The sequence below is a fragment of the Nocardiopsis sp. FR4 genome (genome assembly GCF_009830945.1).
Classification (GTDB): Bacteria; Actinomycetota; Actinomycetes; order Streptosporangiales; family Streptosporangiaceae; genus Nocardiopsis.
Genome location: NZ_VWVV01000017.1, coordinates 1 through 24,118 on the forward strand (window position 1 = coordinate 1; position 24,118 = coordinate 24,118).

Annotated in this window: 19 protein-coding genes and 5 tRNA genes; 9 read left to right on the forward strand and 15 right to left on the reverse strand. The window is 73.0% G+C overall.

Annotation, left to right across the window (positions count from 1 at the left end; all coding sequences use genetic code 11):
• Positions 1 to 350: 350 nt before the first annotated feature.
• Complete coding sequence (locus FYW95_RS16765) at positions 351 to 530, forward strand: DUF397 domain-containing protein (protein ID WP_159945723.1); 180 nt, start codon at positions 351 to 353, stop codon at positions 528 to 530.
• Between the two features lie 118 nt (positions 531 to 648).
• On the opposite strand, the gene FYW95_RS16770 is transcribed toward FYW95_RS16765, so the two are convergent.
• The 10 genes from FYW95_RS16770 to FYW95_RS16815 all read right to left on the reverse strand — a co-directional run bounded on the left by FYW95_RS16770 (position 649) and on the right by FYW95_RS16815 (position 11,613).
• Positions 649 to 2,388, reverse strand: a complete 1,740-nt coding sequence (locus tag FYW95_RS16770; RefSeq protein WP_160050551.1) for an ABC transporter ATP-binding protein — start codon at positions 2,386 to 2,388, stop codon at positions 649 to 651.
• 134 nt (positions 2,389 to 2,522) lie between these two features.
• Positions 2,523 to 4,277: an ATP-binding cassette domain-containing protein gene (locus tag FYW95_RS16775; RefSeq protein WP_160050552.1), complete on the reverse strand. Its 1,755-nt coding sequence runs from the start codon at positions 4,275 to 4,277 to the stop codon at positions 2,523 to 2,525.
• 138 nt (positions 4,278 to 4,415) lie between these two features.
• A complete protein-coding gene (locus FYW95_RS16780; RefSeq protein WP_236567739.1) occupies positions 4,416 to 4,553 on the reverse strand; it encodes a SapB/AmfS family lanthipeptide in 138 nt (45 codons plus the stop codon).
• Between the two features lie 25 nt (positions 4,554 to 4,578).
• On the reverse strand, positions 4,579 to 7,239 hold the full coding sequence (gene lanKC / locus FYW95_RS16785; protein ID WP_160050553.1) for a class III lanthionine synthetase LanKC: 2,661 nt from the start codon (positions 7,237 to 7,239) through the stop codon (positions 4,579 to 4,581).
• Positions 7,240 to 8,123: 884 nt separating this feature from the next.
• Positions 8,124 to 10,364: a phosphodiester glycosidase family protein gene (locus tag FYW95_RS16790; RefSeq protein WP_159942302.1), complete on the reverse strand. Its 2,241-nt coding sequence runs from the start codon at positions 10,362 to 10,364 to the stop codon at positions 8,124 to 8,126.
• Between the two features lie 227 nt (positions 10,365 to 10,591).
• Positions 10,592 to 10,665, reverse strand: a tRNA-Val gene (locus tag FYW95_RS16795).
• Between the two features lie 29 nt (positions 10,666 to 10,694).
• Positions 10,695 to 10,766, reverse strand: a tRNA-Cys gene (locus FYW95_RS16800).
• A 48-nt stretch (positions 10,767 to 10,814) separates the two neighbouring features.
• Positions 10,815 to 10,887, reverse strand: a tRNA-Gly gene (locus FYW95_RS16805).
• A 72-nt stretch (positions 10,888 to 10,959) separates the two neighbouring features.
• Positions 10,960 to 11,032 (reverse strand) — tRNA-Gly (locus FYW95_RS16810).
• Positions 11,033 to 11,181: 149 nt separating this feature from the next.
• Positions 11,182 to 11,613: a roadblock/LC7 domain-containing protein gene (locus tag FYW95_RS16815; protein ID WP_159942301.1), complete on the reverse strand. Its 432-nt coding sequence runs from the start codon at positions 11,611 to 11,613 to the stop codon at positions 11,182 to 11,184.
• Between the two features lie 382 nt (positions 11,614 to 11,995).
• Here FYW95_RS16815 and FYW95_RS16820 point away from each other — a divergent pair, with 382 nt between their 5' ends.
• Positions 11,996 to 12,838, forward strand: coding sequence for an aminotransferase class IV (locus FYW95_RS16820; protein ID WP_159942300.1), 843 nt, complete (start codon positions 11,996 to 11,998; stop codon positions 12,836 to 12,838).
• A gap of 76 nt (positions 12,839 to 12,914) precedes the next feature.
• Here the strand turns inward: FYW95_RS16820 and FYW95_RS16825 are convergent, their stop codons facing one another.
• On the reverse strand, positions 12,915 to 13,337 hold the full coding sequence (locus FYW95_RS16825; protein ID WP_159942299.1) for an SsgA family sporulation/cell division regulator: 423 nt from the start codon (positions 13,335 to 13,337) through the stop codon (positions 12,915 to 12,917).
• 474 nt (positions 13,338 to 13,811) lie between these two features.
• On the opposite strand from FYW95_RS16825, the gene FYW95_RS16830 reads away from it, so the two are divergent.
• Positions 13,812 to 13,885: transfer RNA gene (locus tag FYW95_RS16830), tRNA-Val, on the forward strand.
• Between the two features lie 77 nt (positions 13,886 to 13,962).
• Here the strand turns inward: FYW95_RS16830 and FYW95_RS16835 are convergent.
• Positions 13,963 to 14,253, reverse strand: coding sequence for a PGPGW domain-containing protein (locus FYW95_RS16835; protein WP_160050554.1), 291 nt, complete (start codon positions 14,251 to 14,253; stop codon positions 13,963 to 13,965).
• A gap of 506 nt (positions 14,254 to 14,759) precedes the next feature.
• Here FYW95_RS16835 and thrS point away from each other — a divergent pair.
• A complete protein-coding gene (gene thrS / locus FYW95_RS16840) occupies positions 14,760 to 16,733 on the forward strand; it encodes a threonine--tRNA ligase (protein ID WP_159942297.1) in 1,974 nt (657 codons plus the stop codon).
• An 86-nt stretch (positions 16,734 to 16,819) separates the two neighbouring features.
• On the opposite strand, the gene FYW95_RS27760 is transcribed toward thrS, so the two are convergent.
• The 3 genes from FYW95_RS27760 to FYW95_RS16850 form a co-directional block, all read right to left on the reverse strand.
• Positions 16,820 to 16,981: a hypothetical protein gene (locus tag FYW95_RS27760; protein WP_201294898.1), complete on the reverse strand. Its 162-nt coding sequence runs from the start codon at positions 16,979 to 16,981 to the stop codon at positions 16,820 to 16,822.
• A gap of 90 nt (positions 16,982 to 17,071) precedes the next feature.
• The gene (locus tag FYW95_RS16845; RefSeq protein WP_160050555.1) at positions 17,072 to 17,716 is read right to left on the reverse strand and encodes a hypothetical protein; all 645 of its coding nucleotides are present in this window, start codon (positions 17,714 to 17,716) and stop codon (positions 17,072 to 17,074) included.
• A gap of 492 nt (positions 17,717 to 18,208) precedes the next feature.
• Positions 18,209 to 20,104 carry an AfsR/SARP family transcriptional regulator gene (locus tag FYW95_RS16850; RefSeq protein ID WP_159942295.1) on the reverse strand — a complete coding sequence of 632 codons (1,896 nt, stop codon included), beginning with the start codon at positions 20,102 to 20,104 and terminating at the stop codon, positions 18,209 to 18,211.
• A gap of 313 nt (positions 20,105 to 20,417) precedes the next feature.
• Here FYW95_RS16850 and FYW95_RS16855 point away from each other — a divergent pair, with 313 nt between their 5' ends.
• The 5 genes from FYW95_RS16855 to FYW95_RS16875 all read left to right on the forward strand — a co-directional run bounded on the left by FYW95_RS16855 (position 20,418) and on the right by FYW95_RS16875 (position 24,084).
• Positions 20,418 to 20,624, forward strand: a complete 207-nt coding sequence (locus FYW95_RS16855) for a hypothetical protein (protein WP_159942294.1) — start codon at positions 20,418 to 20,420, stop codon at positions 20,622 to 20,624.
• A gap of 87 nt (positions 20,625 to 20,711) precedes the next feature.
• Positions 20,712 to 21,266: a TlpA family protein disulfide reductase gene (locus FYW95_RS16860; RefSeq protein WP_159942293.1), complete on the forward strand. Its 555-nt coding sequence runs from the start codon at positions 20,712 to 20,714 to the stop codon at positions 21,264 to 21,266.
• Between the two features lie 3 nt (positions 21,267 to 21,269).
• Positions 21,270 to 23,105 carry an ABC transporter ATP-binding protein gene (locus FYW95_RS16865; RefSeq protein WP_159942292.1) on the forward strand — a complete coding sequence of 612 codons (1,836 nt, stop codon included), beginning with the start codon at positions 21,270 to 21,272 and terminating at the stop codon, positions 23,103 to 23,105.
• Positions 23,099 to 23,554 carry a S26 family signal peptidase gene (locus FYW95_RS16870; protein ID WP_159942291.1) on the forward strand — a complete coding sequence of 152 codons (456 nt, stop codon included), beginning with the start codon at positions 23,099 to 23,101 and terminating at the stop codon, positions 23,552 to 23,554. Before FYW95_RS16865 ends, FYW95_RS16870 begins: the two co-directional genes overlap by 7 nt.
• Complete coding sequence (locus FYW95_RS16875) at positions 23,554 to 24,084, forward strand: MauE/DoxX family redox-associated membrane protein (RefSeq protein WP_159942290.1); 531 nt, start codon at positions 23,554 to 23,556, stop codon at positions 24,082 to 24,084. Before FYW95_RS16870 ends, FYW95_RS16875 begins: the two co-directional genes overlap by 1 nt.
• Positions 24,085 to 24,118 lie beyond the last annotated feature (34 nt).

Sequence of the window (24,118 nt, forward strand, 5' to 3'; positions counted from 1 at the left end):
GCGGTCCCGTGTTTCGGGCGCCGCCCGGACTCCGGGGTTCTCTCTTCGGTGCTGTTCGTCATGGGTCACGACGGTAGGAGGTGGACCTTTCCGTTTCCTGTGGACCGCGTTAGAGCACGGTAGGAACCGGACGCCCTTCCCGGCCCGGGGCGGGCGGGCCGGCGGTCCGGCCGGGTGCGCGGGCTCCGCCGTGTGCCGGGCGGGGTCCGTCGCCGTGACGGGTCAGTGGTCCTGTCCGCGTGCGCGCCTCCACTCGCTTCGGCGGGGGACAAGATAGAGGGGATTGTGACGCATGTGATCGGTCGTTGCTTCCCCGTGGGCGACACGGCCCGACTGCTGGAGGAAATGTTGTGAACGCGTGGTTCAAGTCCTCGTACTCGGAGAACGCCGCTCACTGCGTGGAACTGCGCCACCGGAACGAACGCGTGCAGGTGCGCGACACCCAGAACCGGCAGGCGGCCACCCTGGCCTTCCCCGCCACCGAGTGGGCCGCCCTGCTCACCAGCGAGCGCGGCGCCTCCGCCCGCTGATCCCCTGACCCGTCGGTTCGGGCCCGCCGCCCTCCTCCTCGGGCGGCGGGCCGCGCCGCGTCCGACGCCCCCGTGGGCGGCCTCCCCGCGCCCTGCGCGGTCCGCGGGGGCGCGGCCCTCAGCCGGAAGCGTTCCAGTGCCCCGCCAGGTCCCGGTAGAGCGGGGAGTCGCGCAGCAGGGACTCGTGCGTGCCGAACGCCGTGCCCGCGCCGTCCAGGACGAGGACCCGGTCGGCCCGCAGAGCCGACGACAACCGGTGCGCGATGACGATCAGCGTCGTGTCCGGCCGGTTCGCCAACGCGTCCTCCGCGTGCGCCTCGGCGGCCGGGTCCAGGTGGCAGGTCGACTCGTCCAGGATGAGAAGCGGCGCCGGGGACACGTAGGCCCGGCCCAGGCAGAGCGCCTGCCGCTCCCCGGCGGAGAGGGTTCCGGGGTCCACGTCGGCCTCCAGGCCGCCGAGGCGGCCCACCAGCGAATCGAGGCGCAGCGCCGCCACCGCCCGGGCGACGCGGTCGTCCCCGGCCCCGGGATCCAACTGGGCGAGGTTCTCCCGGACCGAACCGGCGAAGACGTAGCCCTGCTGGGGGAGGAGGACCCGCATCCGGGCCAGCTCCCGGGGGGAACGCCCGGCGATCGGCTGGCCCGCCAGCCGTACGGAACCCTCGTCGGGGGCGTGCAGCCCGGACAGCACGTGTGCCAGCGTGGACTTGCCGATCCCGCTCGGGCCGACGATCGCGACGCGCTCCCCGGCCTCGATCGAGAGATCGAGCCCCTCCACCAGGGGACGCGCCCCCGCTCCGTAGGACACCCGCACCCCGCGGCACCACACCGCCGGTGCCGATCCCGCGGCGGGGGGGTCGTCCGGCCCGTGGTCACCGGCCTCCGCGGTCCGGGAACCTCCCCCGTCGGCGCCTTCCGCCCCCGCGGACACGAACCGGTCGAGGACCACCACCAGGCGGCTGCCCGCGGCGCCCACGGCGGTCATCATCGTCTGGAGCGCCGGCAGCAGGGACTGCACGAGATAGGCCAGGGCGCCCATGAGCGCTCCCGTGGTGACGCCCTGGTCGCGCAGCCACGGCGTGGCGACGAGCAGCAGGACGACGGGGAGCTGCCCCGCCACGCCGAGCGCCAGCGTCCTCACGGCCGTCCACCGGGCCAGGGACCGCGTCGACGCCGCGGCCTCGTCGACCAGGACCCCGGCGCGGTCGGCCGCCGCGCCCGTGGTCCCGCAGGCCACCAGGTCGCGCAGCTGGCCCCGCAGGGCTCCCGCACGGTCGGTGAACGCCTCGTCGGCGTCGAGGAACCGGCGTTGCGCCGTGGCCATGGGAGCGAGTGTGAGGAGGAAGAGCACCAGTCCGAGCAGCATGGGCGGTACCACGACCAGCAGCAGTTCGGGGGCGAGGGTGAGCATCCCCGCGAACGCCCCCGCCGCGGTGAAGAGGAAGGACCGCAGCGTCAAAACCAGCCCGGCGAAGCTGTCACGTGCGATCTCGGTCTGCTGGGTGAGCCGCGAGACCGCGGACCGCTCGGCCACCGCCGCCTGTGCCGGGTCGGTCACGGCGCGGTGCAGGGCCTGTCCGACCGCGCGCCGCACCAACCCGTCCCGCAGCGGTTCGACCAGCTCGGAGAGCTGGCCGAACACGCCGCGCAGTACGGGGCCGGCGAGGAGGACCGAGCCCGCGGCGACGGCGAGCCACACCAGGCCGACGGCGGGCCTCCCCGCCAGGAACCCCTGGTCCAGGGCGCGGGCCAGGCAGATCCCGAGGAGGAAGGTCTGCGCGGACTCCAGCAGAGACCAGGCGCCCAGGCGCAGCAGCGCACGCCTGTGACGCCACAGGAAGGACCGGGCGTGCGGCATCAGTCCACGCAGTGCGCCCCGGCGGCGGTCCGGCCTCCGCCGCGGGTCCGGATCGCGGCGCCGCGGGCGGGTGCGCCCGGACCGCGGGGGGCGCCGGGTGGCCGCCCCGGCCCCGTCCACCACCGCCTCGGGCCTCACCGGTTCCCCTCGTCGGAGGTGTCGGTGTGGCCGAAGGCCGCGCGGTAGTCGGGGTCCCGCCACAGTTCGGCGTGTGTGCGGACGGCCCGGACGCGGCCGCCGTCCAGCCACACCACCAGGTCCGCGCGCGCCGCCGTGGAGAGCCGGTGCGCGATGACGACCCGGGTGCAGGGACGGACCTCGCTCGCCAGCGCCCGCTCCACCTGCCGTTCGGTCGCCGTGTCGAGGCTGGAGGTGGCGTCGTCCAGGATCATCAGCCGTCCCGCGTGGGCGAACGCCCGCGCCAGCCCCAGCCGTTGCAGCTCCCCGCCGGAGAGCGGCGCCTCCTCCAGCGGTGTGGCGTATCCCCGGGGAAGCGCCCGGACGAAGCCGTCGGCTCCGGCCGCCCGTGCGGCCGACCGTACGCGTGCGAACGGAGCGCGCTCGGCCCCCGACGCGATCGCGTCCCCCACGGTGGTGCCCTGGAGCGACGGACGCTCGAACGCGTACCCGACCTCCGTGCGGAGCACGTCGGCCGCCACGGCGTCGAGGGGTACGCCGTCCAGGCGGACCTCGCCCTCGTCGGGGTCGGTGAGCCGTCCGGCGACGGCCCCCAGCGTCGACTTGCCGGAGCCGGAGCGTCCCACGACGGCCACCGTCCGACCGCCGGGAACGCGCAGGTCGACGCCGCGCAGCACCCACACGCCGCCGCGTTCCACCCCGACACCGCGCAACTCCAGCGCCCCCGGCCCGTCGGAGGGAAGCCGGGCCCGCCCGTGGGCCAGCGGGGGGACCGTGAGGAGCGCGTTCACGCGGCGCGCCGCCGTCCGGCCGCGGACCAGCGCTCCGAGCGGACCGGCCACCGATCCCAGCCCCGCGGCCAACGCGGCGTACCGCGACACCGCCAGCAGGTCGCCGACGCTGATCCTCCCGTCCGCCAGACCGAGCCCGCCGACCGCGAGCACGGCGGTGATGAGCAGGGGCATGAGTACTCCGCTGCGCGCCGTGGCGGAGCCGTGCACCGACCACATGCGCCGCCCCTCGGTGCCGAGCTCGCCCAGGGGCAGCAGGACGCGGGCGCGCTCCTCGTCCACCGTCCCGGCGGCGGCGATGGCGCGCGCGCCGCCGAGGGCGTCCGTCAGCCGCGTCGCGATCAGGGCCTGCACCCGCTGGTACCGAAAGACGCTGTCGGAGGAGTGGCGGGCGAAGGAGCGCAGCACCAGGAGCAGGAGCGGGAGCCCCAGGACGAAGGCCAGGCCCGTCCACACGTCGATCACGAACAGCGCGACCAGGGCTCCGGCGGGTGCGAGGACCGCCGCGACGATCTGGGCCGCACCGGCCGGGGCGGCCCCGGCCTCGGTGGCGTGCGCCGAGAGACGGGTCGCCACGTCGCCGGGGGAGAACCGGCTCACGCCGTGGGGCGCGGCGGCCAGCAGGCGACGGATGGCCCGCCGTCTCAGCCAGGCCGTGGACCGCGCGCCGACCGTTCCCGACAGCAGGGCGACGGCCGCGTCCAGCACGACGTCGGCGGCGGTCAGGGCCACGGCCACCGCCAGTGCGCGCCCGGCGTCCGGGTGGCCCTCCAGGAGCAGGTCGAGGGTGCGGCCGAGCACGGCGGGCAGGGCGATCGAGGCGGCCGCCGCTCCGGCGGCGCACAGCAGGATCCCCGCGGTGCGTCCGGCGCTCGCCCGGGTCATGCGGGCGAGCAGGACGTCCGCGGACCGTGTGACGTTCGTGCCGGCCGTGCCGTCACGCGGGCGGGTGGACACCATCCGGTCGCCTTCCTACCTGGCTCGTGGCGGAGCCCGGCGGCGCCCCCGGGCGCCGCCGGACCGAAGGGGGAGTCCGTTCACCGGACTCGGCGCCGTGGGGCCGGAACCCGGCCCCACGGCTCGGTCACGCCGCGCTCATTAGCGGCAGGTGGTGAGGCTCAGGCTGCTGTCGCCGCACAGGAGGAGGCTGGCAGCGCTGGGGCTGGCGGCCTCACCGTGCGCCTCGTCCTTGACGGTCTCCAGGGACTGCAGGTCGAGCAGGGACATGGCTGACATCCTTTCGTCGATACTTTCTTCTCTTCTATTCATTTGTTCCGGACCACGTCAGTGGCCGGTTCTGGGTCCGCCGCAGCGGAGGGAGGAAGGGCAGCTGGGCGGGTTGTTCTCCCCGCGCTGCGGCGAGCGCGAGGAGGCATCCCGCGGTGCCCGTGGAAAGGTCCATGGAGAGCCGCATCAACTGTTCTCCGGGGAAGGCCAGGTGGCCGCGGTAGCGCATGGCGTACCGGGACAGGGCGTCGACCTGGCGGCGCACCTCCCCGGGGCCGGTGCCGGGTCCGGGGGCTGTCGTCCGGCTCAGGTACAGGACCATGCCCGCCAGTCCGCGGAAGAGGCCGGGCTGAGCGTAGAAGCGGGACCGCGCGGCGTTGACGATCGACGGCCGGACCCGCTCGAACTCCTCGTCGGAGCGGTGCTCCAGGTAGTCGTCGAGCACGGTTCCCACCCCGACGCTGCCCGCGCCGAGATAGGGCAGGGTCCGCCATCCCTCGTCCACCTGGAGCGTGCCGAAGACGCTGGTGACGCAGCGGTCGAGGTCGGCCCGGAGCGTTCGCCCGGCCAGGTCGAGCAGTGCGGTGTCGCCCGTGCGCTCGTACAGGCGCAGGCAGAGCAGGGCCACGCCCGCGCCCCCGTGGAGCAGCCCGGCGCGGCGCCGCTCGGGCGGGGCGCCCAGGAATCCGTGTGCGGCCAGCTCCGCGCAGCGCAGCGCGCCCGAACGCAGCTCCGCCTCTCCGGTGGCGGCGGCCAGGGAGTCGAGGGCCAGGCCGATTCCGGCCGTCCCACCGTGCATCCCGGGGCCGAGCCCCTCCCACGGCTGCGCCAGGACCAGTTCGGTCAGCGCCAGGGAGGGCTCCCCGTGGCCGAGGCGGTGCAGGGTCCAGGACAGGCCCGAGAGTCCGTCGAAGAAACCCAGGGGGGTCCCGGGAGCGGGTTCCTTGCTGTGCCGCAGCAGCCATTCCTCGGCCTCGGGGCACCGTGCGGCGCCGCTCTCGGCGAGGGCGTAGAGCACCCCGGCGGCGCCGTAGCCGAAGGAGAGCCCGCCGCCCGCCGTCGAGAACTGGGCGATGTCGCCGGGAAAGTAGCGGTCGTCCCGGTCGGGGGTGGCCGAGGCGAGGATGGCGCGGACCATCGAGTCCCGGCTGCGCGGCCAGTCCCCAGGCTCGGCCGGCGGGTAGGGGTCGCGGGTGCCGACGGGTGCCGGGAGCGCTCCCGGCGAGGACGCGCCCGCCCCCGGACCGCCGTCCGGGTCGCGTAGGATCTCCGCCACGCCGAGTTCCAGGAACTCCCGGGCCTCGGGGAAGACGCGCGCGGCCTCCTCGGCCAGGTGGACGGCCTTGCCCCGGTCCACGGCCAGCACGCTGGTCAGCGGCAGGAGGAGCGCGATGCGCAGGCAGGCCAGCGCGTACAGGTCCACGTCGAAGCCCCGCCGCCCGCGCGGGGCGACGAAACCCGGGTTGGCGACCGTCTGGCGGCTGTCCTCGTCGGCGTCCCGGGCGGCCTCGAAGTCGAGCAGCACCACCGAGGACTCGTCCTCGGAGACCATGATGTTGAACAGGTGCAGGTCGTTGAAGACGATGCCGCGCGCGTGCACCGCCTTGACCGCCTCCTCCACCAGGCCGTGCAGGCGCATCGCCCACCGGCCGTACTCCCTCAGCCTCTCCGGTTCGGGTTCGGCGTCCACCAGGGGGTGGCGGTGGGCGAAGAAGGAGTTCAACGGTGTGCCCTGGACGTACTCCATCACCAGGAAGTGGTGGTCGCCGAGGGTGAAGGCGTCCCTGACCTCGGGCGTGCAGGCCAGTCCGGAGAGGCGCTCCAGGGCGGTGCGCTCCTGCTCCAGGCGGCGTACCGCGTCGGCGCCGTCGGCGGCCAGACCCGCGTGCGGCCGGGCCTCCTTGAGCACCACGGGCTCGCCCGTGCGCCGGTCCCGCCCGGCGTAGACGCCGCCGCCGTTGGAGAAGTGCAGGGCGCGCTCGACGTCGTACGGCAGAGCGGTGACGTTGACGGCCTCGCGCGCCTCCAGGTGCGGACGGAGGAACCCGGGGACGGCCACCCACTCCGGAGTCCGGAAGACGGGGCCGCGCTGGTCGGGCACGAGCACGCCGTCGGGGTTCTCCAGCGCGGGCACCGGCTCGCCGTGATCGTCGTAGCAGTGCCTCCTGGTGAAGCTCCCGTAGCGCAGGTGGACCGGGCCCGTGTTCCAGCGCACGTCGCTGAGGATGTACGGGCCGGGTTCGCCGCCCACGAGCGCGTCCAGCCCGGAGGCCAGCGAGGCGCACTCCTCCTCGTCGGCCGGGTAGACGGTGATGAACTTCCCGCTGCTCCCGCGGTCGGCGTACTTGGCGTTCCGGTTGTGCAGCAGGTACCGGGTGGGGACGAACTTGAAGGGGACACCCCGCGCCACGCAGTGGTCCCAGACCCGGGACAGGATCGACTCCGCGTTGTCCAGGCAGGCGGAGATGTGAATCTTCCACCCCTGCTCCGGCAGGCGGTGCTCGACGGGGCGCAGTGCCAGCCAGTCGCCGGAGCGGTGGCTCTGCCACCCCTCGGGCACCGGTCGCTCGGCCGCCTCGAACACCCGGTCCCGTTCGCCGACCGTGCCGGAGGACTCGGAACCCGACCACAGGCGGTGGGGCGTGTCGTAGAAGTGGCGGTCGGCGTCGCAGAATACACCGTACCCCTTGATCATACGAACTCCCTCGCCGTTGTCCGGGTCAGTGACATTCCAGATGGTGGCATGGGGATATCCGCGTGTCCATACCTTTGCGCCCATTTTCTTCGGGATATCGACTACTCGCGATTAACTTATGTGAGTTCGCTCCGGGGGCCTTCTCTGTGTTTTGCCTGCTTATTCGCCTTCTCTGTCCCGGGATTCGGGCGCGGGTGCTCTCGGGTGGCATGCACGTGCATCTTTCGTCGTCTCGCGTGGCGAGAAATGCGCGGGTTTTCCGCCGTCGCACATCGCGGCAGGTCAGGATGGTGTGCGGTCCTTTATATGGTGCTTATTGAGTTATTTGGCTTTTTGGGCTTTCTGTGTACTTAAGTAGGTTTGAGAGGTATGTCAACGTCTGTGGCCAGGGGGGCGAGGGTCGGGTGGACCCGGTGGTCAGGGCCTCGGGGTGCACGGAAGGCGGACCGCATGGCCTGGGAAAACCGTCGGGGGCGCGGAGGGGTTCGGTGGGATGTCCGCACGACGGGTGCTGGTGGTCGGAAAGATTTCCTTCGCCGTTGGCATCCTTTCCTGTTTGGGGATCGGGCGTTCGGGTAGTCCCGCCCGGCCGCGGGCAAACCTTTGTCAGTGAGTTCTGTATCACACTTATCCGGTGCTCCCCATGCCGTTTCCCATTCGGATGGCCCCGGTGTCCGATCTGATCAGAAAGATCAGAGGAGGTCAGATCATCCGAACGGGAGCCCGTGGGCCGCATAACGCCCCACCGCCGGGGAGGCGCCATTTCCCTCCCCCCACGGGAGAGGAATTGGCAGGTCGTGCGGTGTCTTTATGTCCGGCGACCGCGCCCGTGAATGGCCGGACTCTCCGCGCACCGGTGCCGGAGCCCTGAACGCCGCCGGGGCTCAGCCGGCGGAGTGGGGCTCCACCGCGGTCTCGGCGGTGAGGCCGTCGAATACCGCCTCACCCTTGTAGACGCGGCCCGGATCGTCCTCCACCAGGTACACGCGCGAGACCGCGACCGGGTGCCCGACCCCGTCGGGCACCTCCAGGCGCACGTCGCGCCAGCCCCGCCAGTCGACCGCGGGACCCTCCAGGGAGTGGCCGAGGCCGTGGGCGTCGGTGAGGCCGATCCTGAGGCGGGCGCCGTTGCCGTCACCGCGCACGCCCACGGTGAACGCGAAGGCCCGGCGGTCGAGGGCGAGCGGCTCGGGCGGGTGGGCGGCGGCGGTCCGGGGACGGATGTCGCGGGAGAAGTCGTAGGCCAACGCCAGCGCGGGGCCGGCGCGCCCGGCCGCGGGGCGCACCCCGGCCCCGCCGCGCGCGGAACGCGCCGTCCACCCCTCGGCGCCCTCGAAGGCCGCCACGGGAACCGTCCGCGTGCCGACGGAGAACGGCACCTCGGTGCTCACCCCGCCGGCGGACACCGTGAGGGCGCCCGCCCCCTCCTCCACGCGCGGCCGCACCTCGAAGCGGCCGTCGTCGTGGGCCACGACCTCGAGCTCGGGTACGGCCCGGACCTCGGCGTCGACCGGTTCGACGGGTGCGCGCTCCCCGCCCTCCGCGGCCCCGGTGAGCACGAAGGAGGCGGTGTCCTCGGACGAGGCCAGGTCCAGGCGCCCCGGTGCGGCGCGCAGGGTGTCCGGGGCGGGCAGCACCTCCAGGTCCACGGTGCCCCGGACGGCGCCGGCCCTTCCCGTGACGGTCACCGGACCGGGGTCTCCCGCGACGAACCGGGGGCCGTCACCGTGCCCGGTGGGCGCGGACAGTCCGAGCGCGCCGGTGCGGTCGTCGGGGACGCGGGGCGCACCGGGGCCGGAGGGACCGAAGACCTCGTCGTGACCGGTGGCGGCGAGGGTGCGGTGCATGCCGGTGAACACGCGGCGGGGATCCTCCTGGGGCGGCGCGGGGGAGCCGTACCCGGGCCGGGACCGCAGCGCGGGCCGCAGCCGCAGGCCCGAGGTCCGGGCCGACCCCTCGGGCGCCGTGACCACCAGGCCGTCGGGGACCTTCCGGAGCCGGTCCCCGGCGCGGTTGCGCAGTACGGGGCGCACGCCCCCCGCCTCGCGGACGAGCAGGGTCGAGGATCCGCCGCCGTCCAGTTCCAGCGCCTGGGCGGCCCCGGCCGCGGCGAGCAGAGCGGCGACCTCCGCGAGAGTGGACCCGGCGGTGCCGGGGACGCGCCCGTCCGTGGCCACCACGTGCATGGTGCCGCCGTCCCGGGAGAACCCGATCGCGGTGCGCGGCGCGCGGGAGGTGTCGTCGACGGGGACGGGCTCGCCGTCGCGGACCAGGACGTGCCGTCCGCCCAGGACCACGCGGGGGTCGGTGCCCTCGGCGGTGAGGGCGTACTCCAGGCCGACCGGGTCCCCCTCGGACAGGGCGGCGATCCGCTCCGCCGCGGAGCCGCGCGCCACGAGGACCCGCTCTTCCCCGCCGATCGGGCCGCTGCCGGGGGTGTCGCCGACCCGCTCGACGGTGCCCCCGGAGATGACGGCCTCGGCGACGGGGGCGGTGGCGCCCCCCGGTTCGTGCACGACGTGGGCGCGTGGGTGCCCGCCCCAGTCCGAGGTGTACAGACCGAGGCCGTCGTCGGGGACGGTGGGGGCGTTGAGGGCGTCCAGGTCCAGAGTCCCCGAGGGCAGGGACACCGTCCCCTCGAAGGCCACCCGCCGTACGCCGCCCGAGCCGTCGGCGTCGATGACCACGGCGTGGGCGAACCCCGCCTCCGGTGAGGTGAGCACGCGCCCGTCGCTCATCCCGGCGCCCCTGGGGGCCTGGGTCGCGCCGAGGTCGAAGTAGCCGCCGTTGACCGCGGCGACGACGGTGGAGCCCTCCGGGGGCCGTGCGGCGGCCGCCATGTCCGCGACCGTCGCGGGTGAGGTGAGGCTGTCTCCGCTGACGTACTCGACCCCGGTCCCCCCGGTGAGGCCGACGGTGAGGAGGCTGGCGAACCCCTCCCCGGCGCCCGCGGGGCCGGAGGCCAGGTCCACCCCGGGGGCGATCCGCTCCTCCACGGCCCCGCTCACCGGCGGGGCGGCGTCGGCCGTCACCGGGGGCGGCGGCGTGAGGAGGGCCGCGGCGGTGACCACGGCGACGGCCGCCGAGCGGACGGGGCCCGCGGGCCCCGGGCGGGACAGGTTCAAGGGACGCCCCTTCGCGTGCGGATTCACGCGGAGGCGAGCGCCGTGCGCGGCCTCCACGACAGAGCATCCTCGCAGGGACGATCAGCACCGGAGGGTAATGACACGAACGCGGAACGGAACCGCGTGGCCTCCGCCGACGGTCCCGGGCCCGGCTCCTGGGCGCGGCGAGGGCGGGCCCAGGAAAACACCTCAGGCCAGAGCCGAAGCTCTGGCCTGGAAGGATACGGTGGGCGATACAGGATTCGAACCTGTGACCTCTACCGTGTCAAGGTAGCGCTCTAACCAACTGAGCTAACCGCCCTCATCGGGGGATGAGGTCAAACTGAAGTGAGGCGGAGACGGGAATCGAACCCGTGTGCAGGGATTTGCAGTCCCTTGCCTCAACCACTCGGCCACTCCGCCGGAAACGACATGGGAAGCCGTCGAGTGACACCCATGCGGGCCTCTCCGAGCGGACGACGGGATTCGAACCCGCGACCCTCACCTTGGCAAGGTGATGCTCTACCAGCTGAGCCACGTCCGCGTGCGCCCCGGGGCGAACCCCGGGGCCGGAACCACTCTGCCACCCGAAGGCGGCGGAGTCGAACCGTTTCCGAGCGGACGACGGGATTCGAACCCGCGACCCTCACCTTGGCAAGGTGATGCTCTACCAGCTGAGCCACGTCCGCGCGGCGAGTCCGGCGGCTCCCGGGGTTGTGCCCCGTCAGCGCCGCTCGCTGCGTTAAGAACTCTAGCGGATTCCCGGCCAAGCGCGAAATCGGCCGACCCGCCCCCGCCCGTGGCAGGTCCAGCGGACGACCCGCCGAGGGACGGGGGACTACTTCTCCACGTGGGCGGGGGTGGAGGGCATGTCGGGGCGTGGAGGCGCCGAGAGGTACTGGCCGACCCGCTCGATCACCTTGTTCATCTCGTAGGCGATCAGGCCCACGTCGCTGTCGGCGTCCGACATCAGGGCCATGCAGGCCCCCTCGCCGGCCGCGGCGACGAACAGGAAGGCGCGGTCCATCTCGATGATGCTCTGCCGGATGCCGCCCGCGGAGAACTGCCTGCTCGCGCCGCCGGCGAGGCTGTGCAGCCCCGAGGCGATCGCGGACAGGTGCTCGGCGGCGGGACGGTCCAGGCCGCTGGAGGTGGCCATGAGGAGGCCGTCGGTGGACAGGACGATGGCGTGCTGTGTACCGGAGGCCCGGGTGAGGAGGTCGTCCAGCAGCCAGCTGAGCTCTCCACGGGCGGTACTCGGTGGGGTCATGTCTCTACTTTGCTCTGTCCGTTGGGCGTGGTCGGGACACGCGCACTGCGGGTCGCCGCTGACCGTCTGTGGGTGAGAGGGTCTCGATCAGCTGCCACCGGTCCCGCATAAGCGTTGCCCAGATGATAGTCATTCGTAACTTATCTGTCCGGCCGCCACAGTGGACTCCGGGTGGGGCGGCCGCCCGGACGGGGCTTGTGACCAGTCGCTATGGTGACGCGACCGAGGTGGGCGCGTCCGTCGGACGGCCGGTGCTGGTCAAGGCCCTTGCCAAGGTCCGGGGGTGGCGGGTACGGGCGCGGGGGCTCCGGGGCGCGGCCGAGGTGGCAGGATCGGAGGAACACCGGTCCTACCTGGGCGATCGAGAACTTGGGGGTTGGACATGAGGGTGTGGATCGCGGGTGCCGGGTACGGCCGCGGCGCCGTCGTCGACGCGGAGGAGGCGCGCATCCCCGTGCTGGACCACGGGATCACCGTGGGGGACGGGGTGTTCGAGACCGTGCGCGCCAGGGGTGGCCGCCCCTTCGCGCTCACCCGCCACCTGAGGCGGATGGCCCGGTCCGCCGAGGGCCTGGGCATGGCCGAGCCCGACCTGGACCTGATCGCCGACGGCGTCGAGCGCGCCCTGGCCGCCAACCCCGGGCTGGACGACGCCCGGGTGCGGATCACGGTCACCGACGGCACGGGGCCGCTGGGTTCGGACCGCTCCCCGGGCGAGCAGACCGCCATCGTCGCCCTGGGACCCTTCCCCGGTATCGCCCCGCACGCCGACGTGGTGACGGTGCCCTGGCCGCGCAACGAGTTCGGCGCCCTGGCGGGCCTGAAGACCACCTCCTACGCCGAGAACGTGCGCGCCCTGGCCCACGCCCGCGAGCGCGGCGCCGGTGAGGCCCTGTTCCGCAACGTGAGCGGCAACCTGTGCGAGGGCACCGGCAGCAACGTCTTCGTGGTGCTGGACGGCCGCCTGCTCACCCCTCCGCTGTCGGCCGGGCCCCTGGCGGGCATCACCCGCGAACTGGTCCTGGAGTGGTTCGGCGGCGAGGAGGAGGACGTCCCGATGGAGCGCCTTCCCGAGGCCACCGAGGCCTTCCTGACCTCGACCGGGCGCGACGTGCAGCCCATCCTGCACATCGACGGCCGGGAGGTGTCCTCCGGGCCCGGACCGGTCACGGCCAAGGCCATGGCGGTGTTCGCCGAGCACTCCGCGGCCGACATCGACCCCTGACGGCGGACACGACTGAGGGGGCGGCGCCCGGGCGCCGCCCCCTCAGTCGTGGAAGGCCCCCGCGGGGGCCGGGTGGTCAGGAGTGGAGGTGCTGCTGGATCTCGGCGTCGAGATCCACGAACTGGCCCTCCTGGCCCGCGGGAACGATCTCGTAGGTCCGGTGGAGGAACTCGGCCAGGGGGGCGACCTGGGTGTCGAACTCGGCCTGGCCGAAGGGGGAGGAGAGCGCGATGCTCACGCCGCGCTCGCCGCCCTCGTCCTTGGAGGGCCACACGCGCACGTCGCCCTCGCCGACCGGGCGCACGATGCCCACGGTCAGGAGCTCGCGGGCGAAGATCCACTCGACGGGGTTGTCCTCGCCGGTGTGGAAGGCGACCCGGATCGCGTACGGGTCGTCAGCGCTGTAGTCGAGTCGTGCGACGAGGGGAACCGCCGTGCGTTCGGGGACTACGAGCCGCAGGCCCAGCTCGGCGGTGGCAGTGGTGTCGCTACTGTTCATGTTCGCCAAACCTTTTCTCGTCCGCCCTTGCTGTTGCGGCGCGGGGTCGGTTGCCGTCTCACTGGCTCCAACGCGGGTTCCCGCGGAACATGACGTGAGTACGGAGGCTTTCTTGGTGGGTGGGACCGGAGGTCTCGCCGCCCGCCCAGCGGGCGCGGCGGGCCGCGGTGCGGCTCCACGATCCTTCGTCACTGTAATGACCAGGAGAAACCAAAGATTTCCCAATGTCGGGTGTCCCACGTCACGCGGAGGCAACGCGGGGGTGCTCCTCGACGGGTCCATGGGGGCTGGAACTCCTTATCACTGCGGGGATCGCGGCTGAGAGCAGACACTCCCACGAACCCCTCGAAAGAGTAATGTGACCTCCGTCACATGTCGGCGCGCCGCCCGGAGGGGCCGTGTGCGCCGAGCACTCCCGAACATGCGCTAGAGTCTTTGTTGTCCGGCCGACAGGGCGGACGGAGCAGCAGCTCAGGGCGATTAGCTCAGTTGGCTAGAGCGCGTCGTTCACACCGACGAGGTCACTGGTTCGAGTCCAGTATCGCCCACACGAATCCGAGGCGGTCCCGGTTGGAGGTTTTACCTCCGCATGGGGCCGCCTCGCGGTTTCCGGGGCCGTTCGCGCCTACTCGGCGGGCGGGCCCCCGGGCAGCGCGCGGCGTCGGCGCAGGCGCCGCAGGAGTTCGCCCCGCAGGCGCATCCCGTACCGCTCCGCGCGGCGGAACCACACCCGGGCGGGACGCAGCAGCCGGTGGGCCCAGCGGAACTCCGTGCTGATGATGACCAGGCCCAGGAGCACGGCGGCCACGCCGGGGCCCGGAGTGACCATCATGAGGAGCCCCGCGAGGACCACCAGGGCCCCGGCGGTCCCCACGAGGACGCGCCAGGGCAGGCGCAGGGCTGGATGGGCGTGCATGCGCCTGCGGAACAGGCGCAACCGGGCTCGAAGCCGCCGCCACCTGCGTACGCGGGTGTGGCGGCCGGGGGATGTCTCCGGGGCAGACGGGCCGTGTGCTGGGCTCGGTGACATGCGCTCACAGTATTCGGTCGATGCGAGTGGGTGCATTCGGGTCGACTGGGGGCGGTCATCGGATGTCTGCTGATTGTCACCGATCCCGGTGCCGGGATCAATGGTCCCGCCCACGGTTGTGGACAACCCCCGAAAAAAGAACATTCCAGGACAGAACAGTGTTCCTGCTGAACTTCTGCCCGCTCCGCCAGCCTTCACACAGGTACGTCGGGGGCATCCGAATCCCCGGTCCGAATCCCCAGTTCGCGGCGCCCGTGCGGGCCCGCGTACCCCTGTGGACGGCCGGGGCGGGGCCCTCCGGGAGCCGATAGCATCGGGGGCACGCGCCCGACCGCCCTCCCGCGGCGGCCGCCGCGCGTTCGACACCAGTCCACGTCTTCCTAGGAGTCACCGTGTCCGCCGCGCCTGAGCTGCACATCACCCTCGCCGGAACCCCGCGTGCGGTGGCGGCCACCACGACGGCGGGGCAGGCGCTGGAGGCCGACGGCAGGACCGTCATCGCGGCACTGGTCAACGGGGAGCCGCGCGACCTGGCCCGCGAGCTGCGCGACGGCGACACCGTGGAGCCGATCACCATCGACTCCGAGGAGGGGCGGGCCATCCTGCGCCACTCCACCGCGCACGTGCTCGCCCAGGCCGTCCAGGAGCTCTTCCCCGAGGCCAAGCTGGGCATCGGCCCGCCCGTCGAGAACGGCTTCTACTACGACTTCGACGTCGCCGAGCCCTTCACCCCCGCCGATCTCAAGAGCATCGAGAAGAAGATGCAGCAGATCATCAAGCAGGGGCAGCGCTTCGACCGCCGCGTCGTCTCCGAGGAGCAGGCCCGCGCCGAACTGGCCACCGAGCCCTACAAGCTGGAGCTGATCGGCCTCAAGGGCGGCGCCACCGAGGCCGCCGAGGGCGCGGGCGTGGAGGTCGGCGCGGGCGAGCTGACCGTCTACGACAACGTCCACCCGCGCACCGGGGAGCTGTGCTGGAAGGACCTGTGCCGGGGACCGCACCTGCCCACCACCCGCGTCATCCCGGCCTTCAAGCTCATGCGCACCGCCGCCGCCTACTGGCGGGGCAAGGAGACCAACCCGCAGCTGCAGCGGGTCTACGGCACCGCCTGGGAGAGCAAGGAGGCCCTCAAGGACTACCTGACCTTCCTGGAGGAGGCCGAGAAGCGCGACCACCGCAAGCTCGGCGCCGAGCTCGACCTGTTCTCCATCCCGGACGAGATCGGCTCGGGCCTGGCGGTCTTCCACCCCCGCGGCGGCACCGTCCGCCGGGTGATGGAGGACTACTCCCGCAAGCGGCACGAGGAGGGCGGGTACGAGTTCGTCTACACCCCGCACGCCACCAAGAGCACGCTGTTCGAGAAGTCCCAGCACCTGAACTGGTACGCGGACGGCATGTACCCCCCCATGCAGCTCGACGGCGGCCAGGACTACTACCTCAAGCCGATGAACTGCCCGATGCACAACCTGATCTTCGACGCGCGCGGGCGCTCCTACCGGGAGCTGCCGCTGCGCCTGTTCGAGTTCGGCACCGTGTACCGGTACGAGAAGTCGGGAGTGGTGCACGGCCTGACCCGGGCCCGCGGCTTCACCCAGGACGACGCGCACATCTACTGCACCAAGGAGCAGATGGCGGACGAGCTCGACTCGCTGCTGACCTTCGTGCTCGACCTGCTGCGCGACTACGGCCTGGAGGACTTCTACCTGGAGCTGTCCACCAAGGACCCGGAGAAGTACGTCGGCGGGGACGAGGTCTGGGCGGAGGCCACCGAGACCCTGCGCGAGGCCGCGCAGAAGCAGGGGCTGGAACTGGTCCTGGACCCCGGCGGAGCCGCGTTCTACGGCCCCAAGATCTCGGTCCAGGCCAGGGACGCCATCGGCCGCACCTGGCAGATGTCCACCATCCAGCTCGACTTCAACCTGCCCGAGCTGTTCGACCTGGAGTACACCGCGGCCGACGGCTCGCGCCAGCGCCCGGTGATGATCCACCGCGCCCTGTTCGGCTCCATCGAGCGCTTCTTCGCCGTGCTGCTGGAGCACTACGCGGGCGCCTTCCCGGCATGGCTGGCCCCGGTGCAGGCGGTCGGCATCCCGATCGCCGACGAGCACGTGCCCTACCTGCGCGAGGTGGCCGCGAAGCTGCGGGCCGAGGGCATCCGCGTCGAGGTGGACGCCAGTGACGACCGCATGCAGAAGAAGATCCGCAACGCCCAGAAGCAGAAGGTGCCCTTCATGCTGCTGGCCGGCGACGAGGACATCAGCAAGAACGCGGTGTCCTTCCGCTACCGGGACGGCTCCCAGAACAACGGCGTCCCCGTGGACGAGGCGGTGGCCGAGATCGTGGCCGCCGTCCGTGAGCGCCGCTAGACGCCCTCCTGCCGTGCCGTAGGCGCCGCGAACGCGATGAAGGCGCCCATCTCTCCGGATGGGCGCCTTCGCCGTCTCAGGCGGCCTCAGCGCTCCTGGCTCCGCCCGGCGGGGGGTTCGTCGTCGTCGCGGAACAGGTCCGCGCGGGAGATGCGCGCGGTCGCGTTGGGGTCCGGGGTGGTCTCCTCCTCGTCGTCGCGGAACAGGTCCGCGCGCGAGATGCGGTGCGTCGCGTTGGGGTCGCTCATGAGGGTGCTACTCCTTGTTGCTACGGGGCAAGCGGATCCTATCCGCCTCCGGGGCGCGGGCCCGCGCGTCCGCGCGGGCCCCGGCGCCGCTCAGCGGCCCGGAGCGCCCCGCTTCCAGGCGTCGGCGGGGATTCTCTCCACGAGGTCGATCAGGTAGTCGGCGGCGGTCAGGGCACGGTCGGGGTCCAGCCGCATGGCCGCCCACGTCAGGACGTAGTCCCCGCTGAAGCGCACGGGCAGGGAGCGCGACCGGGGGTCGGCCAGCAGCCACTTGGTGACCACGCCGTCGAGCACGGCCGCGGTGAAACCGGGGTCGCGGCCCACGGCCTGGAAGGCGCTGCCGAAGGTGTCGTCGGAGGTCTCGGAGCCGCGCCTGCGCACGATCTGCAGTTCGGCGCCGGGGCCTGGGGTGCGCACCGCCACGATCCGGTGGACGTGCCGGACCCTGTCGGTGCCCCTGCCGGTCGTGTGCGTCTGCTCGAAGGCGGTCACCAGGTGCGGGCCCCGGCGCCCGGTGAGCACGTGCTGGGCCCGCGGGTGCGGGCCCAGGGCGGACCGGGGCAGCACCGCCTCCCCGAGGGGGTCGGGAAGGTGTTCGGTGTAGGTCCACCCGTGCGCGTGCGCCCAGTCCCGCAGTCCGGCCGCCCGTTCCTTGCGGAAGTGCGCGGCGACCGCGATCGTGCCAGCCGACAGGACGACGGCGACCAGCGCGATCACAGACAGGGCGCCTTCCATCCGGTGTCTCCTCCGGGCGGGGATGTGGGGTGGCCGTGGACCCGTCCACCGTGAGCGGGCCGGGTCCGTCGAAAGGGAACCCGCACTGGCCGTACGGATCCATTCTGTGTGGATTGCGGGGTCTTGTCACCCCTTGCTGTTGTCCTCCGGGAACGGTCAGGGGCCGCGGGGTTCCGAGCTTCCGCCCCTACCTACCCGAAACGGACACGGAGTCACCCTCACGAAGCGTCCTCACCCGGTCACCACCTGCGTGAACACACCCCGTTCCCCGGGTGGGCGGTGCCCCGCGCGCGGCGCGGAGGCCTTCCGCTCCGGCGCCGCCGCGGGTGTCCTGCCGTCACACCGCTGGCACGGAGGGTGAGGGTTGTCCGGAACCGGCCACGGCGGGCCCGGCGGCCCCGGGGCGGAGGGCGCCTCCCGCGGGCTCGGGGCGCGGGAGGTCCGGGACGCGGGGCCAGGGCCGTCCCGGCGCGGAGGGGCGGACGGCCCCCCTCAGCAGACCTGGTGCGTCGGAAGGGGCAGGCCCGCGGCGCGGAGCGTGTGGCCCGGCGCGGGGAACCCGCTGACCAGCGGCCGTTCGCTCCGGGCGGGGCCCTCGGTGACGGAGAGCCGCCGCGCGTACTGCTCCCGGGCGTACAGGCGGACGAGGTCGTGCATCTCGTACCGCCCGGGGCCCGCGGAGTCGACCAGGTTCGCGTTGAGCAGCGGTTCCAGGGTGCGGTCCACGCTCTCCACCGGGACCCCGAGCAGTTCGGCCGCCTCCTGGAGGGTGAACGCCGCGCCGCGCGCCCCGCCCAGCCGCCGGAACGCCTCGGCGGCCGTGGCCTGTCCGCCGTGGTGCAGTGCCGTGAGGCTGGCGCCGATCCGGTCGGCGATCCCGAGGCCGTCGGTGCGCAGAACGTCGAGGCGGCATCGCACGTCCGAGAGCCGCGCGAGCAGGTGGTCGGCGTAGCCCGCCGGGTGCGGGAGCAGACGGTCGGCCACGGCCTGCAGGGCGGCCGGCAGGTGTCCGGCCAGCCGCGCCAGCGCCCGCGCGGTGGGGGAGCCGGGCGGCAGGCGGTCCTCGCCGACCGTCCGGGTGAGCATGGAGACGGCCGGTTCGGGTGAGAGGACGGACAGGCGGACCCTGAGGGAGGGGCGCAGCGACGCCAGGTTCCGCCGGGCGGTCACGAGCACTGCGCACGCCGGGTCCGACGGCAGGAGGGGGAGGACCTGGCCGGCCGAGGCGGCGTCGTCCAGGACGATCAGCACCCGTTTCCCGGACAGCGCCGTGCGCAGCCGGGACGCGGCCTCCTCGGCGTCGGCCGGCGCCCCCTCCACGCCGAACGCCCGCAGGAAGCGGGTGAGCACCGCGTGCGCGGTCAGCGGCTCGGTGCCCGGGAAGGCTCCGTGCAGGTCGACGTACAGCCGCCCGTCGGGGAACGCGCCGGCCGCCCGGTGGGCCACGTGCACCGCCAGGGCGGACTTGCCCACCCCGGGGCAGCCCTCGACGGACACGACCGGCGGGGCCGAGGACCCCGGGGCGGCCAGGTGAGCGCTGATCAGCTCCACCTGTTCCTCGCGCCCGTAGAGCGTCGGGACGTCGATCGGCAGCTGCTGCGGAGTGCTGGACCGGTGGCCGCGCAGCGAGGGGTACTCCCCGGACTCGGGGCACAGTTCGGGGGAGCGGGCCAGGATCCGGCTGTGCAGCTTGCGCAGCGCCGGACTGGGGTCCACCCCCAGCTCCTCGACCAGGCGGGAGCGGATGTCCTGGTAGGCGTTGAGCGCCTCGGCGCAGCGCCCCTCCCGGCTCAGGGCCGTCATCCGCAGGACCCACAGCTGCTCGCGCAGGGGGTGGTGGGCACCGATCACCGAGTTCAGCCGGTGGAGGACCTCGGTGTGCCGTCCTTGGGACAGCCGGACCTTCATGAGCTCCTCGAAGCAGGCGAGCCGCTGCTCGTCCAGGTGCGTGTGGGTGAGCGCCAGGTCGCCGTCGAGCGGGGTGTCCTGCAGGGCGCTGCCGCGCCACAGCCCCAGCGCCTCCTCCAGGAGCGGTTCCGCGTCGTCGGTCCCTCCCCCCTCCGCCGCACGCAGGCCCCGGCGCAGCGCCGCGTCGAACACGGCGGAGTCCAGTTCGCGGGGCTCCACACGGATCCGGTAGCCGTCACCGACGGTCTCGATCCGGTCCAGCAGCTGGCGCAGGTGGGAGACGTAGGTCTTGATGTTCCCCTTCGCCGACCTCGGTGAACCCGCCCCCCAGATATCGCTGATCAGCTGTCCGAAGGACACCGTGGTATTCGCTCTCAACAGGAGCGCGACGAGGAGTTGTCGGTGTTTCAGCCGGTTGACGGGTACGTGGCTTCCGGCGTCGTCCAGGATTTCGAGCGGTCCCAGTAATTTGAATTCCATGAATGTCTCATATCATCTTTATTCCAGCTCGATGCCGAGAGTCGGGAACCTCGGTGAATCTCTGCTCCTCTCGGCGTATCCCCCGGTCAAGGCGGCGCACGGTAACCCATGTCCACCAGTTTGCGCAGCGTAACACGGGTTTCAGGGCGGGAAAGGGAACTGGCCGAATCCGGCCGAGGTGGTTCCCGGTACTCCGGAAGAAGGCCCGGTCGCGGTTTCCGTGACGCGGTGAACCGTCAGTGAACCGCCTGTGTACCCGCTGCTGGTTGTCTGTTGATTGTCAGCTATGGCGCTTACCGAGAAAGGAAGAGACATGATCGGCATGATCACGTCGATGAGTGACCGGATGCTCCGGTCGTTCGCTCCGCAGGTGCGGGCCGAGGCGGCCGCCTGCGGGCCGTGGCGCAATTCCCACTGCAACCGCTGTGGGCTCTTTTGGACCAACAAGGTCCAGTACCAGAGCCGGTACTGCACCGGCTCCGGCACCCAGATCCGCGAGCTGGACTGCGGCACCTGCTGAGCGGGCTGACCCGCTCGCGGTGAGATCGCGGGGGCGGGGCCGCGCGGCCCCGCCCCCGCGGAACCGGTTCCGAGAGAAAGGCGTGTCGTGTTCTTCGTCGTCGTCGCGGTGGTACTGGTCGGGGCGCTGGGCCTCGTGAACCTGCTGCTGTCCATCGGGGTGGTCCGCAGGCTGCGGCAGCACACCGAACTCCTGGAAGAACGCCCCTCCTCGACGGAGGAGGACGTCCCGGCCTCCGCGGTGTCCGTCGGCACCCCGGTCGGGGAACTGCGGGCCACGTCCACCCGGGGCGCGGAACTGTCCTTCGGAGCGGACACCGACCGCCTCGTGGTGGCCTTCCTCTCCCCGGACTGCTCGCCCTGCCGCAAGCGGCTGCCCCTCCTCCTGGACTACGCCGCGCGGCACCCGGACGCGCGCGTGCTCGCCGTGGTGGTCGAGGAGGACGGGACGGAGGAGGAGATGGTCGACCGGCTGGAACCGGCCGTTCCGGTGGTGGTCCAGCCCTGGGAGGGGCCGCTGCCCAGGCTCTTCGACATCCAGGGCACCCCCGCCTTCGTCACGCTGGAGAACGGTGTGGTGACGGCGACCAGCCTCTTCGCGCCCAGGGCCGGCGGTGCCGCGCTGAGCACGGCGGCCGGGTGAGGCATGGACACCGAGGAGAACAAGCCGGGGCTCGGCTGGCGCGAGGTCGTCGCCGGACTGGGCCCCGCCGTGGGGCTCGTGTGGCGGGCGGGCCGCTGGTGGGCGCTCGGACTGGCGGCACTCGCCGCCGCGGCGGGCGCGGTACCGGTCGCCACCGCCTGGCTCATGCGCACCGTGCTCAACGACCTGTCCGTCGGCGCCGCGGCGGCGACCGTGCTCACCCTCGCCGTGGTGCTGGCGGCGCTCGGACTGGTGACCGCGACGACCACGGCGCTGCAGATCTACGCGGAGGACGAACTGGGCCGCAGGGTCGGCCTGCACGCCGACGACCGCCTGTTCAGCGCGGTCAACCGGCTCCCCGGGCTCGGCCGGTTCGAGGACCCCGCCTTCCTGGACCGCCTGCGGCTGGCCGCCGACAACGGCGGGCAGACGCCCGCGCAGGTCCTGCAGGCCGTCCTGGGGCTGCTCGGCGGGCTCGTGACCATCCTCGGTTTCGTCGGCTCCCTCGTGGTCATCCACCCCCTGCTGGCCGGAGCCGTCCTGCTCGGCACCCTGCCCGCGCTGTGGGCGCAGCTGGAGCTGTCGCGCCGACGGGCCGCCATGGTCTGGAGGCTCGGCCCGGTCGAGCGCCGCGAGCTCTTCTACCGGGACCTGATGTCGAGTGTCGAGGCGGCGAAGGAGATCCGCCTCTTCGGACTGGGTGACATGCTGCGCGGACGCATGCTGACCGAGCGCAGGACCGCCAACGCCGAGCTGCGGCGCATGGACCGCAGGGACATGCTCGTCCAGGTCGCGGCCGGGCTGCTGGCCGCGCTGATCTCCGGCGGCGGGCTGGTCTGGGTGATCTTCCAGTCCGGCTCGGGTTCGGGCGCCGTGGGAGACGTCGCCCTCTACATCGCCGCCGCGGGAGCGGTGCAGCAGGGCATGGCCGGGGTGATCTCGCTCCTGGCCCAGGCCCACGGGCGCCTGCTGCTGTTCACGCACTACCGCGCCGTGGTCGCGGTCCGCCCCGACCTGCCCTCGGAGTCGGCACCGCTCGCCCCCCTGACCGGCCGGATCGAGCTGCGCGACGTGTGGTTCCGCTACACCCCCGACCACCCCTGGGTCCTGCGCGGCGTGGACCTGGACATCCCGGCCGGGACGGCGCTCGGCCTGGTGGGGCGCAACGGCTCGGGCAAGAGCACCCTGGTCAAGCTGCTGTGCCGGTTCTACGACCCGGACCGCGGTTCCATCACCTGGGACGGGACCGACATCCGGGAGGTGGACCCGGCGGCCCTGCGCGAGCGGATCGGCGCGGTGTTCCAGGACTACATGACCTACGACATGACCGCCGCCGAGAACATCGGCCTGGGGGACCGCGCCCACTCCGGGGACCGGCGGGCCATCGAGTCCGCCGCCCGCCGGGCGGGCGTCCACGACGTGATCTCCGCGCTCCCGCGGGGGTACGACACGCTCATCACCCGGACCTTCTTCCAAGGGGAGGAGGGCGCCGGGGGCGTCGCCCTCTCCGGCGGACAGCAGCAGCGGGTCGCGATCGCCCGCGCGCTGCTGCGCGAGAAGCGCGACCTGCTCATCCTCGACGAGCCCAGCGCGGGGCTGGACGCGGAGGCGGAGTACGAACTGCACACGCGGCTCAGCGAGCACCGCCGGGACCGCACCAGCCTGCTCGTGTCCCACCGGCTCGGCGCGCTGCGCGACGCCGACCGGATCGTGGTGCTCGACGGGGGGAGGATCACCGAGACCGGTACGCACGCCGAGCTGATCGCCGCCGAAGGGGTGTACGCCCGGCTGTTCTCGGTGCAGGCCGAGGGGTACCGCGAGGAGGGCGCGCCGTGCTGATCCTGCTCGTGTCCGCCGCGACGGCCGTGGTCGCGGTCGCGGCTTCGGGGCTGGGGGTCCTGCTGTGGATACGCGGCAGGGTCTTCGTCACGGAGGTCTTGGGGGAGAGCATGCTGCCCACGCTGTCCCACGGGGACCGGATGCTCGCCGTGCGCGCGGGCCGGGACACGGTGTTCTCCCGGAGCCAGCTGGTGGTCCTGCGCGACCCGGAGGCGCCCGTGGTCCGCGACGAACGCAACCGCCGAAGAAGGAACTACCTGGTCAAGAGGGTGGTCGCGGTGGCCGGTGAGCCCCTGCCCGAAGGCGTCGCCCACGACACCGGCACGGTGCCCGAGGGGCACCTGGTGGTGATGGGCGACAACCTCGGCCGCAGCCGCGACTCGCGGGACTTCGGGCCGGTGCCGGTCGTCCGGGTCGCGGGGACCGTACTGCGACGGCTGGAGGGGTGATGGCGTTGCCGTGGGAGTACGTGGTTCCGGGGGCGGCGGCCCTGCTCGCGACCGTCTTCGCCGTCTCCGCGTTCGGCAAGTTCCGGGACCCGCGGGCCTTCGCCGAGGCGCTGGAGCCGCTGCGCCTGGTCCCCCGGCGCCTGCTGCTCCCCGTGGCCGTGGGCGTGCCCGCGGCGGAGACCGTCGTGGTCGCCGCCTTCGGCGGTTACGCGGTGGGGGTCGAGAGCGCCGCGGGGCTCGCCTTCGCCGGCGCACTCGCCCTCCTGGGGGTGTTCACCGCGGTGGTCGTGTTCTCCCTGCGGCGCAGGCCCTCCGCGCGCTGCCACTGCTTCGGGCGCACCGGTGCCGCGTACGCGCCGCGCCACGTGGTCCGGAACGCGGGACTGGGCGCGGCGGCCGTGCTCGGCGTACTCGGCGCGGCGTCCGCGGGCGTGCCCGAGCCCGCCGGAGTGGCCGTCGCCGTGCTGGCGGGGGCGGTCGCCGGCGTCCTCGTCACGGCCATGGACGACGTCGTGGAGCTGTTCGCCTGAGGCGGGGCGGCGGCCGGGGCCCCGGAACCGTGTC